Source organism: Psychrobacter sp. BI730, from assembly GCF_013414195.1.
Classification (GTDB): Bacteria; Pseudomonadota; Gammaproteobacteria; order Pseudomonadales; family Moraxellaceae; genus Psychrobacter.
In genome coordinates this window covers 1-16,262 of sequence record NZ_JAATTV010000003.1, presented here as the reverse complement: position 1 = coordinate 16,262, position 16,262 = coordinate 1, and the positions used below count along the sequence as shown (strand labels likewise).

Genomic DNA, 16,262 nt, shown 5'->3' with positions numbered 1-16,262 from the left:
TTATGCGCTTTCAGTACTAGGCTGACGGCGGCGGCGCTTCGATGGTACAGGGCCTTTACTATCAGTTACTTTCACAGCAGGCATCTGATCATTCGTATCTTGCTTCGCTTTAGCAGCCTTTGCAGTAGTTGCTTTCACCGATTTTTTGGCTCTCGCAGGTGCAGCAGTTTTTGTCGCGTCTTTGCTACCTACTGCCTTGCTAGCTACTTCCTTTACACTTTTAGTATCGCTTTTAGCAGTTGATTCAACTGCAGGTTTAGGCGCTTTTTTCGCATACTTCGCTGCTGGCTGTGCTTTGCCTTTACTATCCCTCGCATCGCTATTGCCTTGTACCTCGGTATTGCTCGTATTATCTACAGTAGGTTGACGACGGCGACGCTTATGCGGGATCGGCTCGTTATTCATACTAACTAACGCAGGTGATCTTGCGATCGAGCGAGCTGGTCTAGCCTGACTAGCTGACGCTTGAGCTTCTGGCTTATTAGTATTAGACGGCTGAACATTATTTGAGCGTTCAGACTTAACCGCTTGCTTTAATGCATCTTGATTGGTTGATGCTGGCTTTCGTACAGGTGCTTTGCTGCGCTTCGACGTATCATCAGCTGACAGCTGCTTCTGCAATGGTGGCACTACGTTCTCGTGCTCGATAACAAATAATGGCTTAGGCTTTGCCTGTTGACTTGCTGATTGTTTGTTATTAGCAAGAGACAACTGCTGTAGCTGAGCAAGCTCATTATTGTCTTGCTCTACTTGCTGCACGTTATGTCTACCACTGTCAGTGCAACCAGCTTTAGATTGACTTGCAGCGCGGCGGCGGCGAGCTGGAATATTTGACGAATCATTTACCATTGATTGCTCATTTCTACCTTTTTCAGCACGGTCATCGGCTTTATTTTGCTTTGTACTGTTCTGATTGGGTGCTGCATTATCAGTAGTCTGTGTTTTTGATTCTTGACGATTACGTCCGCGACCACGTTGCCCTTTTTTATAAGCACCTCGGCGAATATTTTCGTCAAACTCATCAATCGCTTGCTGCTGCTCTTGTTCAGACAAGGTTTGATACGTCTGCCACCAGTCACCCATATCGTTGGTTGACTCTGATAGCGGATGCTCAGCATCGCCACATTGTTCACGCAATAACAAAAAGTCAAAGCCCGCACGGAAACGCGGATGCTCAGATAGCTGAACGATCTGTTTGCTACGCGGGGCTGCAAGTTTTGGCTGCAATATCCAGATATCACGGATAAATTGCTCAGCAAATTTCGGAATAGCGGTTTTGATACGCTGACGGTCAATGACTTTACCAGCAGCATGCATTTGCGCTTCGGCAAACGGCATATTGCGCTTCTTAGCTTTTGCCAATTGATGTAGGTAATTTTCCCACAGTAAGGCAGCATAGAAGAACGCAGGGTTGATACTCTTGCCCGCTGCAATACGCTTATCAGTATTGATAGCTACCTGATTGACTAAAGCACTTGGCTCAGACGGTGGATAGATAATGAGACTATCAATCGCACCTGATTCAAATAATAATGGCAATAGGGGTACTAGATAGCCACCGGTAAACATCTTTTGCGTTTCATCATAGAGACGATGCGGTGATATTTGCTCAAGCAGCGCCCAGTTCCCGTCATTGAATTGCGCGGACAACGCTTCATCAAACTCAAAACCTAACTTGGCTTTGAAACGTAAGGCACGGAGCAAGCGCACAGGATCTTCTTCGATACGTACTGGCGCATTGCCCAATAGACGAATGATTCTATTGTCAATATCATCAAGCGCGCCGCAGAAATCATGAACGATGCCTTTGAGCGGTTGATAATAAAGCGCATTGATAGAGAAATCGCGACGGGAGAAATCTTGTTGGATATCGCCCCAAACATTGTCGCGCAGAATCATACCATCTTGATTGGTATTAGCGTCATTGGTTGGTGGACCACGGAAAGTAGCAACTTCAATCAACTCGCGACCTGAATACACATGCGCTAACTGGAAGCGGCGACCGATAATGCGGCAGCGCTTACCAAAGACATCTTTAATCTCATGTGGCTTGGCATCAGTGACGGCATCAAAGTCTTTCGGGCGCAGACCTAATAAAGTATCGCGCACCCCACCACCGACGATATACGCATCAAACCCAGCACGAGTCAATGTGGCAATCACTTCAGTAATGGAATTGGGTAATTCAGATTTATTCAGTTCTAACTGCTTGGCGGCACGCTCGGCCATGCATCTACTCCTCGCCGGTATTCTTTAACTACCCCTGAATAACACAGCGTTTATCAGGCGGATGTACCCGCTAGTTTAACAAATTTTGGACCTACTGGGGGTGTTATGACATTTACTTACATGCTATTTTGTCAATATTGGGGTTAATTAATGCAAAACACTGTCATTAATCGCGCACGCTTAAACGTCTTTGGTTTTTCTCGACTGTTTTTGCACCGATACCTTTCACTTTTGCTAACTCGTCCACTGTCTTAAAATCGCCAAACATATCACGATATAAAATTATCGCCTGCGCTTTACTGCTACCGATACCATCCAACGAAACCAGCTCACCTTCATTAGCTCGATTGATATTGATAACTTTCTGCTCACGCGCTTGTGTGATAGCTTTTTCTTTTGCGATTAAATACTCATAGGCACGTTTAGGGTCGTCAAAACAAGGATCTGCATTCGCATTACTGAGTGCGACCACAGACAATAGGAGACTAAAAGCGGTGGTCGTCAGTAAACTGGCAAATGAAAATTTACGATGAGCGTTCATGTTGTTTCGCCGCTTCCCACAGTGCATCCATTTCTGTTATATCGCTGTCTTCGATACGCTTGCCAGCAGCAGCCAATTGAGTTTCAATGTAGCCAAAGCGAGATTTAAACTTGTGCACGCAGGTTAAGGTTGCTGTCTCTGCATCCAAATTTAATTTGCGTGCAACATTGACCAGTGCAAACATACAGTCGCCTAATTCCTTTTCGACCTCTCTGATGTTAGCTTTGACCTCAGCTGTAGACTTATCTGTCAGCTCATGTTTTAGCTCAGCAATCTCTTCGTCTAGCTTATCTACGGCACCTGCAATACCTTCCCAATCAAAACCCAATTTTGATGCTTGCTTTTGTACATCCTGCGCCTGCATCAATGCGCTACCCGCTTTGACTTGATCTAAGCGACGCTTTGATTTACCACGTGCTTCGCGTGCCTGCTGCTCCTCAAGCTTAATCTCATCCCAGCGTACTTTTACTGCCGCATCGTCTTTGAGCGTTTCTGCTTCAAACACATGAGGATGACGACGAATCAGCTTCTCTTGTAGAGTAGTAATGACGTCACTCATGTCAAAGCGCCCTTGCTCAGCATACATCTGACAATGAAACACAACTTGCAGTAGCACATCGCCTAGCTCGCCTTTGATATCTTCATCATCATCGGTTTGTACCGCTTCGCCTAGCTCATAAGCTTCTTCGATGGCATAAGGAATCAGGCTATGATTGCTTTGCTTTTTATCCCATGGACAATCAACTCGCAGCCGTGCCATCAATGCTAAAAGATCATCAAGCTGTCCTGTGGCTTCTGGTGTTCCTTGTACTGGTGCAGGCACTGTGATTTTATTATCAGGAGTATTCATAAGGGAGGCTCTTATTTTTGCTTATTGCTTAATGTAATAATTGTGGCTTATTCAATGTACAAAGGGGATAAAGCAATCAAATGCAGCTGTATACATGGCATTTCACGCCAGGTTAACGCTTTCACTCTTTTGTAATAAGTTGACGATAGTGTAGCATTGAACACTTATTAGCTTATAATTGTGCCATCTACCTTATTATTTTACCATTGCTCACGCGCAAGGAATTTTCTTATTATGTCTACTTCTACGACCATTATCTATCAGCCAAAAACTGAATTTAATCCTATTACGATCAGCTCATTCAAAGCTTATGATATTCGTGGTGAGCTTGGCGTTAATTTGGATGAAGAAATTGCTTACCGTATTGGGCGTGCTTTTGCTCAGATTTTGTATCAACGTTATCATGCCGCTAGCACTCAGCCCGATGATACAACGTCGCTACGACCTGCTATCGTTATCGGTAGCGACATTCGTCACTCGAGTGAACAACTAAAGCAAGCAGCGATCGCAGGTATGATGGATGCAGGCATCGATGTAATCGATCTGGGCATGAGTGGTACTGAAGAGGTGTATTTTGCCACCAGTCATTATCAGGCATTAGGCGGTATTGAAGTCACTGCCAGTCATAATCCTATCAACTATAATGGCTTAAAATTGGTCAAAGAGCATTCAAAACCAATCAGTGCCGATGATGGTCTGGCAGAAATTCAGGCGCTTGCTGAGTCTGGCAAATTCACGACTGACAATCCATCAGGAAAACTACAATTACTGACCGATAAAAGTACTTATGTCGATCATGTCATGACCTTTATCGATACTGATAAACTAAAGCCACTCAAGCTGGTCATTAATTCAGGCAATGGCAGCGCCGGGCCAGTGGTTGATTTATTAATTGAGAAGCTAGCACAAGCTAATACACATGTTGAAGTCATTAAGTTACATCATGCCCCTGATGGCAGCTTCCCTAACGGCATTCCCAATCCTATGATTGAAGCCAATAGAGTGGCTACCCAGCAAGCTGTTTTAGAACATAATGCCGATCTTGGTATTGCCTTCGATGGGGATTTTGACCGTTGCTTTTTATTCAATGAAAAAGGCGAATTTATTGATGGAAGCTATGTGGTCGGTATGCTCGCGCAAGCCTTTTTAAATAAGTACCCTAACGAATCTATCGTCTATGATCCACGAGTAATTTATAACACCGAAGCCGTTATTAACGACCATGGTGGCAAGACCGTCATCAGTAAGTCTGGACACTCATTCATTAAGCAAGTCATGCGTGACTCTGGTGCTATATACGGTGGTGAGATGTCTGCCCATCACTATTTCCGTGATTTTTTCTATTGCGATAGCGGCATGATTCCCTGGTTATTGACCATTGAGCTACTCTCTATCACTGGTAAAACCTTATCAGAATTGGTCACAGGCTATATCCAAGCATACCCTAGCTCAGGCGAATTAAACTTTCACCTCACCACTCACGATGCACCAACTATCATCAACGCGATTGAAAAGAATTTTAGCGTGCACAATCCAGTCAAATCAACGCTTGATGGCTTGAGTCTGAACTTTGGAGAGTGGCGCTTTAATTTGCGGGCATCTAACACAGAGCCACTTATCAGATTAAACATTGAAAGTCGCGGTGATAGAGAGTTATTAGATACTAAGATACAAGAAATAAATGAATGGTTAGCAGCACAAGGTGCGAGGACAGCTTAACCTTAGTTCTCCATAACCGTACTTCTGAATACTATGTGGCTATTTACAGCTAATAGTATTCAGAGTATCTCTTAAATTGATCTTACTCACTATGAAAGTATACTAATACCCAATGTGTGGAATGATTACTTAGTACAAAACCAAGGTAGATAGCTTGTTTTTACTCAATCAAATAAATGCTAATTACTATAAGTATCAGGCAGAAAAAGCCTATCGAAAAAAAGATTGGCAACAATGTATTTATCAGTTTTCTGGTACCTTAAAACATAAAGCCACACTAACAGACTTCCAAGCTGATATGTTTAATGATGCTAAAAAACAACTTCAGCTTGAGAACTTTAATAAAGGAAAAAAAATAGCCGTCTGTGGCTGGGATTTATCACATAATGCTGCTGGTAGAGTACTCACTTTAGCTGAGCTCTACCAGCATTGTGGATACAATACCTCTATTATTGGATGTGTCATTTCATCTAACCCCAAACGTCCAAAGCAACTGTGGGAGCCGATGCAGCTTTCAGATATTCTTTGCAGTTTCATAACAGTAAAAGATACTGCAGAACTAATTTATAAAGCCTTTGATTTCGTCCGATCACATCCTTTCGATATCATACACTTGTCAAAACCGCGATTACCAAACTTAATCATAGGTAGACTATATCAACTGATTTGGAATACTCACATAATTATGGATGTTGATGACGAGGAGTTGGGATTTGGTCAATTTGACAAGGGTTTTCTTCCAAAGAATACAGATATAACTAATATTCGTAGTGATTACTGGCTTAATAAAAGTGTTAGTTTGGCTAATACCTTTGACGCTATTACCGTATCCAATGCCGCGCTACAATTTAGATATTCAGGTATAGTAATCCCTCATGTTAGAGATGCTAATAAGTTTCTACCCTCAAAACAGCTTACTTTAGAAATGCGAAAGAAGTATGACGTACCACCTACGCAGAAAGTATTACTATTTTTTGGTACACCTAAGCCGCACAAAGGCTTAATTGAGACTGCACAAGCTCTGTCTCAAATAAAAGAAAACAACTTTTTATTCCTTATTATAGGTGATTTTATTAATAAAGCCTTTCAAGACAAGCTCACAGCTATAAAAGGGGTTAATTTCAAGTTCTTACCAAATCAACCCTATCATAGTATTAGTGAGTTTGTTTCAATGGGTGATGTATGTGTCATCTTACAAGATACTGACTCAATCATTAGCGAGTATCAACTACCTGCAAAACTTATCGATGCTCTAGCCATGGGGTTGACCGTTATATCAACTGAAACACCAGCTTTAAACTCGTTAATTGAAGATGGAGTCATTATTCCAACTAACAAAGAACAGCTTCCATCTACCTTGATACAGGTACTTTCTGAGCCAAGTAGGTCAGCGTTTAACCGTGACTATTTTTTACAGAATCTAAGCACTCAAGTCTTTATCCCAGTACTTACTGGTTTATTAAAAAAATTGCGCTCACAGAACCATCCCATTTACTCAAACAAGTGTTACGATATTATCACCTTAACTGAGTATCACCCATCCCCGTAGGACATATCCATATGCCTAAATTCATATTTAGAATACCTACTTATTATCAGCAAATACAAAAACGTAATTTCGCGCAAGCTTTAGCCCTATTGCCCAACTATCAATGGACAATAACAAGTAAGCGACGTTGGATGTGTGCGCGGTTAGGTATTTATACCCCACTGTTAGAAGCCGAGTGGCGAGGGGGTAGCGTCAGAGCTGGTGTAGCTTATGTACAAGCACTATCAGCTTACGGCAAGCTAGAGGAATGCGAAAAAGTTATTAACCGACTCATAAAAAGGCCAACCATATCCCGCTATTTGCCAGAGTTAATAAGAGAGCTTGCAAAGTACAACTTACCTCTAGCAATCAAACTTATACATACCCTACCCACAGCCAAGATCACGATCTATCATCGTGCATTGCAGTCAGCCTATTTACTCCAAAATAAAGCTAAAAATAATCAGCCAGAGAAAACTTTAGATAACCAAACACTAGTGGCTCATAGAGAACTAATACTCAATAGTCGCGAACACCCAGATCTCCTACTATTAGAGAGCAATTGGCAAGCGAATACTCATACAGATAAGCTGTATTATCTAAATAATTATCAATCGCTCTTTGATTTACCTAATTACAAAGTTATCGATGACAATGCCATATTTGATAGTCTAAATTTACAAGTAGAAAATTCTATTTATACCGCGCTCCTGTCTATGAATAAAGAAAAGCGGTTCAGAGTCAGTATTTTGACTACCATGTATAATGCCAGTAAATATATTCGCTCTACATTAGAGAGTTTCCTAAACCAAAGCTGGCATAATATCGAGGTGATATTGATAGACGATGCCAGTACTGATGACAGCTTAAGCATTGCACAGGAAGTGGCCAACAAAGACCCTCGTATCAAGATTATTCACCAAGAGACCAACACCGGTACTTTTTTGGCAAAAAACAACGGTTTAAGATATGCATCTGGTGAATTTATTATCTGCCATGATTCAGATGACTGGGCTCATCCTTTGAAGATTGAACACCAAGTAATGCCATTATTTCTAGACCAAACCTTAATGGCTACCACTTCAGATTGGATCAAAATTGACAATCAAGGAAGTTACTTCGCCCGCGCAGCATTCCCCTATAAGCAAAAAAACCCCGCTTCTTTGATGTTTCGGCGTCATACTTTAAAGTATATGTTACAAGATGGTTTTTTATGGCAGCCTTTCCGTACAGGAGCAGACAGCGAGTTGTTTGAGAGGTTTAAATTAGTGTTTGGCAGCCAAAGTATCCGTCATGTTAGTAAACCATTAACGTTAGGGGCTCATCGCTCTGACTCATTGATGAATGCAAAACATACAGGCACCCAAAGTACTGACTCTCGTATTCAGAGACTACAATACTGGGAAAAATGGCGATTAGAACATATCGAGATGTTGCGACGAGCACACTATTAACTATATGCTCATTTACTTATCATATTGAAAATCAGTAGAAAACAATAGAAACAGCCATCTAGCCGATTCCTCGGCCAATGCCTGTGTAATAACCTTCTAACTGCTGAATTTCTACTCGCCTAAGTAGGTTTTTAGCATCGAAAATAGGAGTCTTATTCTGATTTATTAAGGAGATATCTGGACGATATTCCTCCGACCAATTTATAATAATAATAGCATCGATATGCTCAAGGTTCGCATAAGGAAAGTCGGTAAACTTCAGACGTTCATCAGAACTGTACTCTTCACTCAATTCATCTTTAGCTAAAGGATCGTAAACAGTCGTGATAGCATTGTGTCCCCATAGCAAAGGTAACACATTGTGAATCGCACTCCCTTTAGTTCTTCCTGTTCCTTCTTTATAACCAGCACCCCATATCATTATAGATTTACTGGCAATATTTGAATCGAAATATTGCCATAACTTACGGAAGATTAGTTCTTTCTGGTCATTATTTATATACACTACTTCATCAACGATATTAGCAGACAACTTTAAATCTAGTAGATGCTTTTTTAAAATCGCATTCTCTTTAGGTAACGTACTCCCACCATACCCCCAACCTGCTTTTAGAAATCCTACGCCTAGGCGATTATCTAGTTTTAGTAGTGATTCGACATCAAACATGTCTACAGCACAGTGATCGGCCAGCCTTGCTAATTCATTTATTAAACTAAGCTTACTGGCCATCAAATTCATCATGCAGCTTCGTGTAAACTCAATAGTTTTTAAGTTATGTAAGCAATAATTGTCTGTATGCTCTAAAAACTCTCTACAAACCACATTATTCTTAGCCGTGTTTTCTGTTTTTTCACCTATCAACAATAATCTTGGCTCGATAGTGGCCAAGAATATTGAAGCATCATTAAGAAACACAAACGGAATATAAAATACATTTTCTGAAGTTAATTGTTTAGCAATGCTTTCTATTCGGCCAATTTGGGTAATACCACTCAAACACACATCACAAGATTGATACTTTAGATAATCCAACACTTTCTGCTGAACAGCATCTGTCATTTGATCTAGAAATAACCAGTAGGTATCGAAATTTATTGAAGGAAGAACCGCTTGATCAAATGTACAATATATCAGGCTACCATCGTCAAGACTTTTTTGCCATTGATTGCACAGTATTTTATCAAATTGATATCGGCGTACATGCTCATCTGCTGATTTAGATAGAGCATAAAAGGTAACTGATAGCCCAAAATAAGTAAGAGCCATAGCTCCTGCTACTGCTTTCGCGTTGTTACCAATAATACAAATACTACTTTCTTGTGTAGATGTTTTTTTCATAGTTTATTATCAGGATTAAATGTAGTTAGAGGTTACAAATACGTTTGAGCAATGCATTCGTCGAGTCGTCATAATCTAAAGATTGTTGATGAATAGCATCATTTAACTGCTTTGCCATCACCTTACCAATTTCCACACCCCATTGGTCAAATGGATTGATCCCCCACATTACAGACATCACATAGACTTTATGTTCATACATAGCAAGCATCATGCCTAATGTTTTTGGTGATAGCTTATCAATTAATATGGTAGAAGATGGTTGGTTTCCTCGATAGTTTTTGTGCATAGCAGACATTGCGCTACATACTTCTTGTAAATCGACAGCTTCATTGCCAAATGCTAAAACTCGACTTTGGGCTAAACAGTTGGCCAAACTTAGTTTATGTTGTAGTAGTAGCTGTTGGTCGATATCTTGACGATCTTCGTCATAGCGATTGATGAAAGCAATAAAGTCACAAGCTACTTCTTGGGTACCTTGGTGCAGAAGTTGGTAAAAAGCATGTTGAGCATTTGAACCAACTTCTCCCCATAATATAGGACAAGTATTAAAAGTGATCTTTTGACCTTTTAAATTCACTGACTTCCCATTACTTTCCATCTCTAATTGAGTCAAATAGTTAGGAAAATATTTCAAACGCCCATCATAAGGTAGGATAGCATGAGCATTGATATCCAAAAAACTACTATTCCATACACCGAGCAACCCCATCATAACAGGTATGTTATCTGTAAAAGGAGTTTCGATAAAGTGCTTATCCATTAGATATGCACCTGCTAATAGTTCATTGAAATTTTTCATTCCAATTTTAATAGCAACTGTCAAACCAATAGAAGACCACATGGAAAAACGTCCGCCAACCCAATCCCATAGATTCAACTGATTAGCCTTATGTATACCCCACGTATCCATTTTTTTGGCATCTGCAGAAATACCAATAAAGTGATTTCTTTTGATACTCTTTTCATTATCATAGCTATTAGATAACCATGCCAAAGCAGTCTGAGCATTTGAAAGTGTATCAGAAGTGGTGAAAGACTTAGATGAAATAATAAAGGCAGTAGTTTCAGGATTAAGCGTGCTTAACAACTTATCTAACTGTGTACCATCCATATTAGAAACAAAATGAGTTTCAATACAATTATAAAAAAGCCCTTTTTGTTTAATCTGTTCCTCTCCTGTCCATTCTGATAATGCCATACAGGCCATCAGTGGCCCAAGATCAGATCCTCCTACACCAATATTAACAACATCCTGAATAGCCTTACCCGAATAGCCCCTCCAAATGCCCGACGTCAATCTTTCTACGATAACGGCCATGCTATCCAAGCTTTGATGAACTTGTTTAGCAATATCAACGTTATCCACTATTAGACTAGCACCTTTGGGTAGTCTTAAAGCAGTGTGCAATGCTGGACGGTTCTCTGTCGTATTTACTTTGTATCCAGATACCAGCTTATCAATAGCATCACTCAAACCCATCTGCTCTGCAAATTCAATCAGTAATTTTTTAGTTGATTTATCAATTAGTTGCTTTGAGTAATCAAAGCACACACCCTCAAAATCAATTAGTAGATCCTCTGTTCTTCTATCGTTATTTTCGAACAGAGTCACTAAATCTGCAATTGTATTAGAGTGGTTGACCAATTTTTTCCATTGTGGAGCTAAGGTAGGATCATTCATAGCTTTGTCCAATATTGCATCTAAAAATATTTGTGTTTGTCAGCATTATCTTTTATTTCCAATGAGCACTTAGCATAATTGTAAAAAACTATCGCCTAGGAGTTGTCACACATAGATTTATAAAGGGTCATAAAGAGAAATTTAAATATAGCGCAGACACTGATTTAATAGATTAACTATGTTTGTTGCTCAGAAAAATAAGCAAAAGCTTTGAGGTAGGTGGACATACTACCTGCATCAAAGCTGTTTCCAATCATCGTGGTTACATCAACTCTTGCTGATGCAATCAAAGCATCAATAGCATCTGTCAATTGAATCTCACCTTTTTTGTCAGGCGCTGTTCTATCCAAATAATCCAAAATCTGATGATCAAACACATAGCGCCCCACTACAGCCAAATTGGAAGGAGCGTCTTTGGCATTAGGTTTTTCTACAAACCCAGCTACTGATAAACTTTGGTTAACCTTAGATTTACGATAAATTTGGTTGTCTCCATCAAGCCTTGCTATACCATATTTATGAATATTTTCTTTTTCAACAGGATCAACAAGAATCTGAGAATATCCAGTCTCAGCAAACTTCTGAGTCATATAAGCTAAGTTCTGTTTTGCGTAATTAGTTTTGAAAGGATCAATCACCACATCGGGTAGTAATACTGCAAAATCATGACCATCGATGATAGGTCTAGCTGCTGCAACTGCATGACCAAGTCCCAATCGCTTGCCTTGTCGTATACTAGAGATCTTCACATCATCAGGTAACCATTGTAAATTATCTGCTAAAGAAATTTTGCCACCATCACGCAAGGCTTCATCCAACTCTACATTGATATCAAAATAATTTTCAATAGCCTGCTTTTGTGGATGTGTGACCAATACGATATGCTTAATGCCTGCGGCAATAGCTTCTTCAATAACATAATGGATAACAGGAAGATTGCCTAAGGGCAAAAGCTCTTTGGGAATGCTCTTAGACAAAGGCAACATGCGTGTACCAAAACCTGCAACTGGTATTACTGCATGTCTTACGTTCCTAATTTTATTAGTCATATTAAATTCATCCCGCTAGTTTTTCATCTTTTTTTAAGTGACCATATTTACTTTATAATGAGATAACAAGTATTTTTATCTAGATATAGTACTTGCGCACCACTTCTATAAATTTAGCTAAATCACTCTTTGGTAGCTCATTGATTCCTGCAGCTCCTTCACGGCCACCTCCAGTATTAAACTGACTACATATAGTGCTTGCACCATAAGGATTATCTTTAGGTGCTCTTAGGCTTATTGCATATGAGCCTGTAGCGTTATCAGTTACGATTACGACAGGCTTGCCTGGATTGGTCGCTGCTAACTGGTTACCATAAGTACCACTTATCCTACGAGCCCAAGGTTCATCCTCTAAGATCACTACTATGAGGTCATTATCAACTAACTGTTCACTTGTCTCAGCTTTTGCGATGTCTGACTCATAACCTTGCTTGAGTGTCTGATAGGGAGACTTTGGGTCAGTAATGACTGCAAGAGGACTATCATAATTTATTAATCGCTGGTACAAATCGGCAGGATCAAAGTACAGGTCAGCTACTGAATTGCCATAGCCATTATAATTAACCAAAATACCTAGCTCTTTTAGCTGCTCACATTGTGTTTGAGTTAACCCTAAACGCTTAACATGTTCGCTAGCAACATTGTCTAAGCCATCACCATAAATCGCAGCCACTGCCCATAATACATTTTTATCATTCAACATATTATTAATCAACAACCCTGTACATACTGTGGGCTCGGTATTAATTACTGTCTTTAAATTCTTATGCTCAAACAGCTTATCGGCCTTATGATGATCACAATAGAATAACGACTGGCAATGCTCTAAGACTCGCTTTACCTCTTTGTCGTTTTTATCAAATGATACATCTAATACGGTGATCTGAGCATCATTTGCGAGGTTTTCATCAATCTTACTAACTAAAGCAATATCACGTTTTACACCAGTAATGAGTATTTGCTTATCATAAGCAGTGATAGGATGCGATTTCCTCAATTGTATTAAAGAAAAGATTCCATCAGCATCACCATTGAATACATCTATATACTTACTCATTAGTGAACTGCCTATTTGATAAACTGATTATTGAGCAAGTAGTCCACTACTTGACTGGCACATTGTTCGATGTCATCACAATTGGTCGATAGATGGATACTTGGAGCAATTGGTGATTCATACGGTGAATCAATTCCTGTAAAGTTTTTGATCATGCCATCACGTGCCTTCTGATAAAGGCCTTTGGGATCACGCTTTTCACAGGTTTCGAGTGGTGCGTCAACAAAGACCTCAATAAAACGTTTATCACCGATCAATGCTTTTGCCTGTAATCTATCGGCTCTAAACGGTGAAATGAAAGCGGTGCTTACGATGAGACCAGCGTCCAAAAAAAGGTTACTGACTTCAGATATACGGCGAATATTCTCGACCCTGTCTGCATCACTAAATCCTAAGTCTTTATTAAGACCATGGCGCACATTATCACCATCTAGCAGATAGGTAGTATAACCTTTATCAAACAAAAGTCTATCTACAGCATTCGCCACAGTTGACTTTCCAGAACCTGAAAGTCCTGTATACCATAGTATACAAGGTTCAGAACCAATCCTTTCTTTTCTCTCTTCAGGACACACGCCTGCATCATGCCATACAATATTGGTAGCCTTACTCATGTTTCATCCTTAGTTTCAATAAAATCTCTAATACAATTATTAATTAAGTCTATGTAGTGGGTGTTTAAAATGGATAAACGATAGGAATCATAATAACACAGACTAAAGTGTACACTACGGTGATCAATCCACCCACTTTTACAAAGTCTTTTATCTTATAAAGTCCTGTGTTATAGACCATCAGATTGGTCTGATAACCAAAAGGACTAATAAAAGAGCAAGAGGCTCCAAAGCACACTGCCAATATCAATGGAAAAGCGTTAACGTCCATACCAATCGCTAAGCTATAGGCTATTGGAAACATCAAAGCAGCAGCCGCATTATTAGTCAAAAGCTCAGTTATCATGATTGTAAGAACCATCACGCCCAGTAATGTCCATACAGGTGCATAACCTGATAAGCTATTAGCAGCAAAGCTAGCTATCTGTCCATCCATGCCTACAGCTTGCATTGCGTTTGCTAAACTCAGTGCACTGACTACAATCAGCCAAATACTCACAGGAAAATGACGTTTTATTTCGTCGACACTAATACAACCTGTAAATAATAAAGCCGCAAATAAAAACAGTGATAAATCAAATAGCGATCTGCCCGTGACGACTGAGCCAACAATCATCGCTACAAAACCTACCATGACAAGTTTTTCGCGCCAGCCTGAAATCATATTATCTGGCGTAACTCCTGATAGTATGTAAAAGTTTTTGCGTAAATTGTCACGGCTGGCGAAGTCAGTACCTGTCGCTAGAAGTAATAAATCACCTGCTCGTAAGTGCACTTCTCCCAACTTACCACTGACCTGCTCCCCCTCGCGACGTATCGCCACGACAGCAGCATCAAACTTTGCTCTAAACCCCGTCTCTTTTAAGCTTTTTCCGACCAAGTTAGAGTCTTGCTTAATAGCAACCTCTGTCAGCTCTTGAGTTAACAATCCAGTTTTATGAGCAAAAAGCTTCAGTCCATCAAACTGATCCAACACTTGTATTTTTTTTACATTACCGCTGAACAGTAGCTTGTCCCCAGCCCTCAGCATTTGAGAGTGTGAAACAGGCCTAACTAACCGGTCGCTGCGTATGATTTCTACTAAAAACAAATCGACTAAATTTCGCAGACCTGCCTCTTCCACTGTTTTACCGACTAAGCTTGAAGTGCTTTCTAACTTTGCTTCTACAAAATATTCCTCAACATCCTCTTCAACCATCTCTTTTTTGGGTAACATAAGACTGGTGAAATAAAGAACAATAGCACCCAGCAAAAAGACAATGAGTCCGATTGGGGTTAGGTCAAAAAACCCGATAGCCTCATGACCTTGCTTCACCCACATACTATTAACCACTAAGTTCGTAGAGGTGCCTATCAGTGTCATCGTACCGCCTAATGTTGCAGCAAAGCACATAGGTAGCAGTACACGGGCAGTATTCACCTGTGGGTTTTTTTGTATGCTGCTTATCATCGCAGCGACTACGGCTGTGTTGTTTAATACCGCTGAAGAGATACCTGAGAAGGTAATAGTGCGTATTATGGAGGAACGTTCAGATTTAGAAAACAACGAGCGAGTAAGATGCGTAAGAACACTGGTCTTCTCTAACGCATATGCAATAAGGATCAGCAACACCAATGTCGCCAGTCCTTCGTTTGCTGCATTACCGAGTAATGTTTCGCTGTCCACCCACCCTAATGCAAATATCAAGACAAGCACACTGCCAAAAATGGCTGTAGTATGTTGTTGAAACTTGACAAGTAAAACAACTAAGCCAACTAAAATAATAGTTAGCAACCACATGGATAGGGTCATAATATATACGCCTCAGCATACTTCAATATAATAAAACTATTCGCGGAAGGCGGCTAATATAATAAATTTGAAACGCAAACATAGCAATTTAAGAGAAGTAAATTACTTATAGCTATAGTCAATCCAAGATAAAAGAAGTACAACCCATATCATGAAATAGTTTAGGTAAATTATTCTCCATCCAACCTTGGCGTAGAAACTTAGCTTGCGCCCATTTCTTTTCAATAGGATTTAAGTCAGGACTATAGGATGGTAGAAATAAAAGCCTGTGACCGTGCCTATTAAGTAGCCCTTTCACTCGTTTGTGAAAGCTAGCATTATCCATGACAATTACGCATTTAGTTTTAAGGCTTGGAATGAGCGTGTATTTGCACCAGTCATAGAATATATCGCCATTGATGTTTTT

The 16,262-nt window shown here is 40.1% G+C and carries 13 protein-coding genes; 3 read left to right on the top strand and 10 right to left on the bottom strand.

The window, feature by feature from the left end; genetic code table 11:
- From pcnB to mazG, 3 genes are all read right to left on the bottom strand, one after another.
- Positions 1 to 2,229, bottom strand: coding sequence for a polynucleotide adenylyltransferase PcnB (gene pcnB, locus HCZ91_RS02445; protein WP_179797914.1), 2,229 nt, complete (start codon positions 2,227 to 2,229; stop codon positions 1 to 3).
- Positions 2,230 to 2,395: 166 nt separating this feature from the next.
- The gene (locus tag HCZ91_RS02440) at positions 2,396 to 2,770 is read right to left on the bottom strand and encodes a ComEA family DNA-binding protein (protein ID WP_179797912.1); all 375 of its coding nucleotides are present in this window, start codon (positions 2,768 to 2,770) and stop codon (positions 2,396 to 2,398) included.
- Positions 2,754 to 3,620 carry a nucleoside triphosphate pyrophosphohydrolase gene (gene mazG, locus HCZ91_RS02435; RefSeq protein ID WP_179797910.1) on the bottom strand — a complete coding sequence of 289 codons (867 nt, stop codon included), beginning with the start codon at positions 3,618 to 3,620 and terminating at the stop codon, positions 2,754 to 2,756. The genes HCZ91_RS02440 and mazG overlap by 17 nt, the downstream gene beginning before the upstream one ends.
- Positions 3,621 to 3,854: 234 nt before the next feature.
- Here mazG and HCZ91_RS02430 point away from each other — a divergent pair, with 234 nt between their 5' ends.
- From HCZ91_RS02430 to HCZ91_RS02420, 3 genes are all read left to right on the top strand, one after another.
- On the top strand, positions 3,855 to 5,339 hold the full coding sequence (locus HCZ91_RS02430; protein ID WP_179797908.1) for a phosphomannomutase CpsG: 1,485 nt from the start codon (positions 3,855 to 3,857) through the stop codon (positions 5,337 to 5,339).
- A 154-nt stretch (positions 5,340 to 5,493) separates the two neighbouring features.
- Positions 5,494 to 6,888, top strand: coding sequence for a glycosyltransferase family 4 protein (locus tag HCZ91_RS02425; RefSeq protein WP_179797906.1), 1,395 nt, complete (start codon positions 5,494 to 5,496; stop codon positions 6,886 to 6,888).
- 11 nt (positions 6,889 to 6,899) lie between these two features.
- Complete coding sequence (locus tag HCZ91_RS02420) at positions 6,900 to 8,321, top strand: glycosyltransferase family A protein (RefSeq protein WP_179797904.1); 1,422 nt, start codon at positions 6,900 to 6,902, stop codon at positions 8,319 to 8,321.
- Positions 8,322 to 8,379: 58 nt separating this feature from the next.
- On the opposite strand, the gene HCZ91_RS02415 is transcribed toward HCZ91_RS02420, so the two are convergent.
- The 7 genes from HCZ91_RS02415 to HCZ91_RS02385 all read right to left on the bottom strand — a co-directional run.
- The gene (locus HCZ91_RS02415; RefSeq protein ID WP_179797902.1) at positions 8,380 to 9,660 is read right to left on the bottom strand and encodes a UDP binding domain-containing protein; all 1,281 of its coding nucleotides are present in this window, start codon (positions 9,658 to 9,660) and stop codon (positions 8,380 to 8,382) included.
- Between the two features lie 25 nt (positions 9,661 to 9,685).
- On the bottom strand, positions 9,686 to 11,344 hold the full coding sequence (gene pgi, locus HCZ91_RS02410) for a glucose-6-phosphate isomerase (protein WP_179797900.1): 1,659 nt from the start codon (positions 11,342 to 11,344) through the stop codon (positions 9,686 to 9,688).
- Positions 11,345 to 11,520: 176 nt separating this feature from the next.
- Positions 11,521 to 12,381 (bottom strand): UTP--glucose-1-phosphate uridylyltransferase, encoded by an 861-nt coding sequence (locus tag HCZ91_RS02405; protein ID WP_179798202.1) that lies wholly within the window; start codon positions 12,379 to 12,381, stop codon positions 11,521 to 11,523.
- Between the two features lie 91 nt (positions 12,382 to 12,472).
- Positions 12,473 to 13,450, bottom strand: a complete 978-nt coding sequence (locus HCZ91_RS02400; RefSeq protein WP_179797898.1) for a DHH family phosphoesterase — start codon at positions 13,448 to 13,450, stop codon at positions 12,473 to 12,475.
- An 11-nt stretch (positions 13,451 to 13,461) separates the two neighbouring features.
- Positions 13,462 to 14,064: an adenylyl-sulfate kinase gene (cysC, locus tag HCZ91_RS02395; RefSeq protein ID WP_179797896.1), complete on the bottom strand. Its 603-nt coding sequence runs from the start codon at positions 14,062 to 14,064 to the stop codon at positions 13,462 to 13,464.
- A gap of 64 nt (positions 14,065 to 14,128) precedes the next feature.
- Positions 14,129 to 15,856: an SLC13 family permease gene (locus HCZ91_RS02390; protein WP_179797894.1), complete on the bottom strand. Its 1,728-nt coding sequence runs from the start codon at positions 15,854 to 15,856 to the stop codon at positions 14,129 to 14,131.
- A gap of 118 nt (positions 15,857 to 15,974) precedes the next feature.
- Positions 15,975 to 16,262 (bottom strand): transposase (locus tag HCZ91_RS02385; protein WP_179797892.1); only part of this gene is annotated, 288 nt, incomplete at its 5' end.

What these genes read in the sequence shown, in the direction of transcription:
- pcnB (WP_179797914.1), bottom strand. Translation starts at nt 2,229, where the DNA reads ATGGCCGAGCGTGCCGCCAAGCAGTTAGAACTGAATAAATCTGAATTA.
- HCZ91_RS02390 (WP_179797894.1), bottom strand. Translation starts at nt 15,856, where the DNA reads ATGACCCTATCCATGTGGTTGCTAACTATTATTTTAGTTGGCTTAGTT.
- HCZ91_RS02440 (WP_179797912.1), bottom strand. Translation starts at nt 2,770, where the DNA reads ATGAACGCTCATCGTAAATTTTCATTTGCCAGTTTACTGACGACCACC.
- HCZ91_RS02415 (WP_179797902.1), bottom strand. Translation starts at nt 9,660, where the DNA reads ATGAAAAAAACATCTACACAAGAAAGTAGTATTTGTATTATTGGTAAC.
- HCZ91_RS02430 (WP_179797908.1), top strand. Translation starts at nt 3,855, where the DNA reads ATGTCTACTTCTACGACCATTATCTATCAGCCAAAAACTGAATTTAAT.
- pgi (WP_179797900.1), bottom strand. Translation starts at nt 11,344, where the DNA reads ATGAATGATCCTACCTTAGCTCCACAATGGAAAAAATTGGTCAACCAC.
- HCZ91_RS02400 (WP_179797898.1), bottom strand. Translation starts at nt 13,450, where the DNA reads ATGAGTAAGTATATAGATGTATTCAATGGTGATGCTGATGGAATCTTT.
- mazG (WP_179797910.1), bottom strand. Translation starts at nt 3,620, where the DNA reads ATGAATACTCCTGATAATAAAATCACAGTGCCTGCACCAGTACAAGGA.
- cysC (WP_179797896.1), bottom strand. Translation starts at nt 14,064, where the DNA reads ATGAGTAAGGCTACCAATATTGTATGGCATGATGCAGGCGTGTGTCCT.
- HCZ91_RS02420 (WP_179797904.1), top strand. Translation starts at nt 6,900, where the DNA reads ATGCCTAAATTCATATTTAGAATACCTACTTATTATCAGCAAATACAA.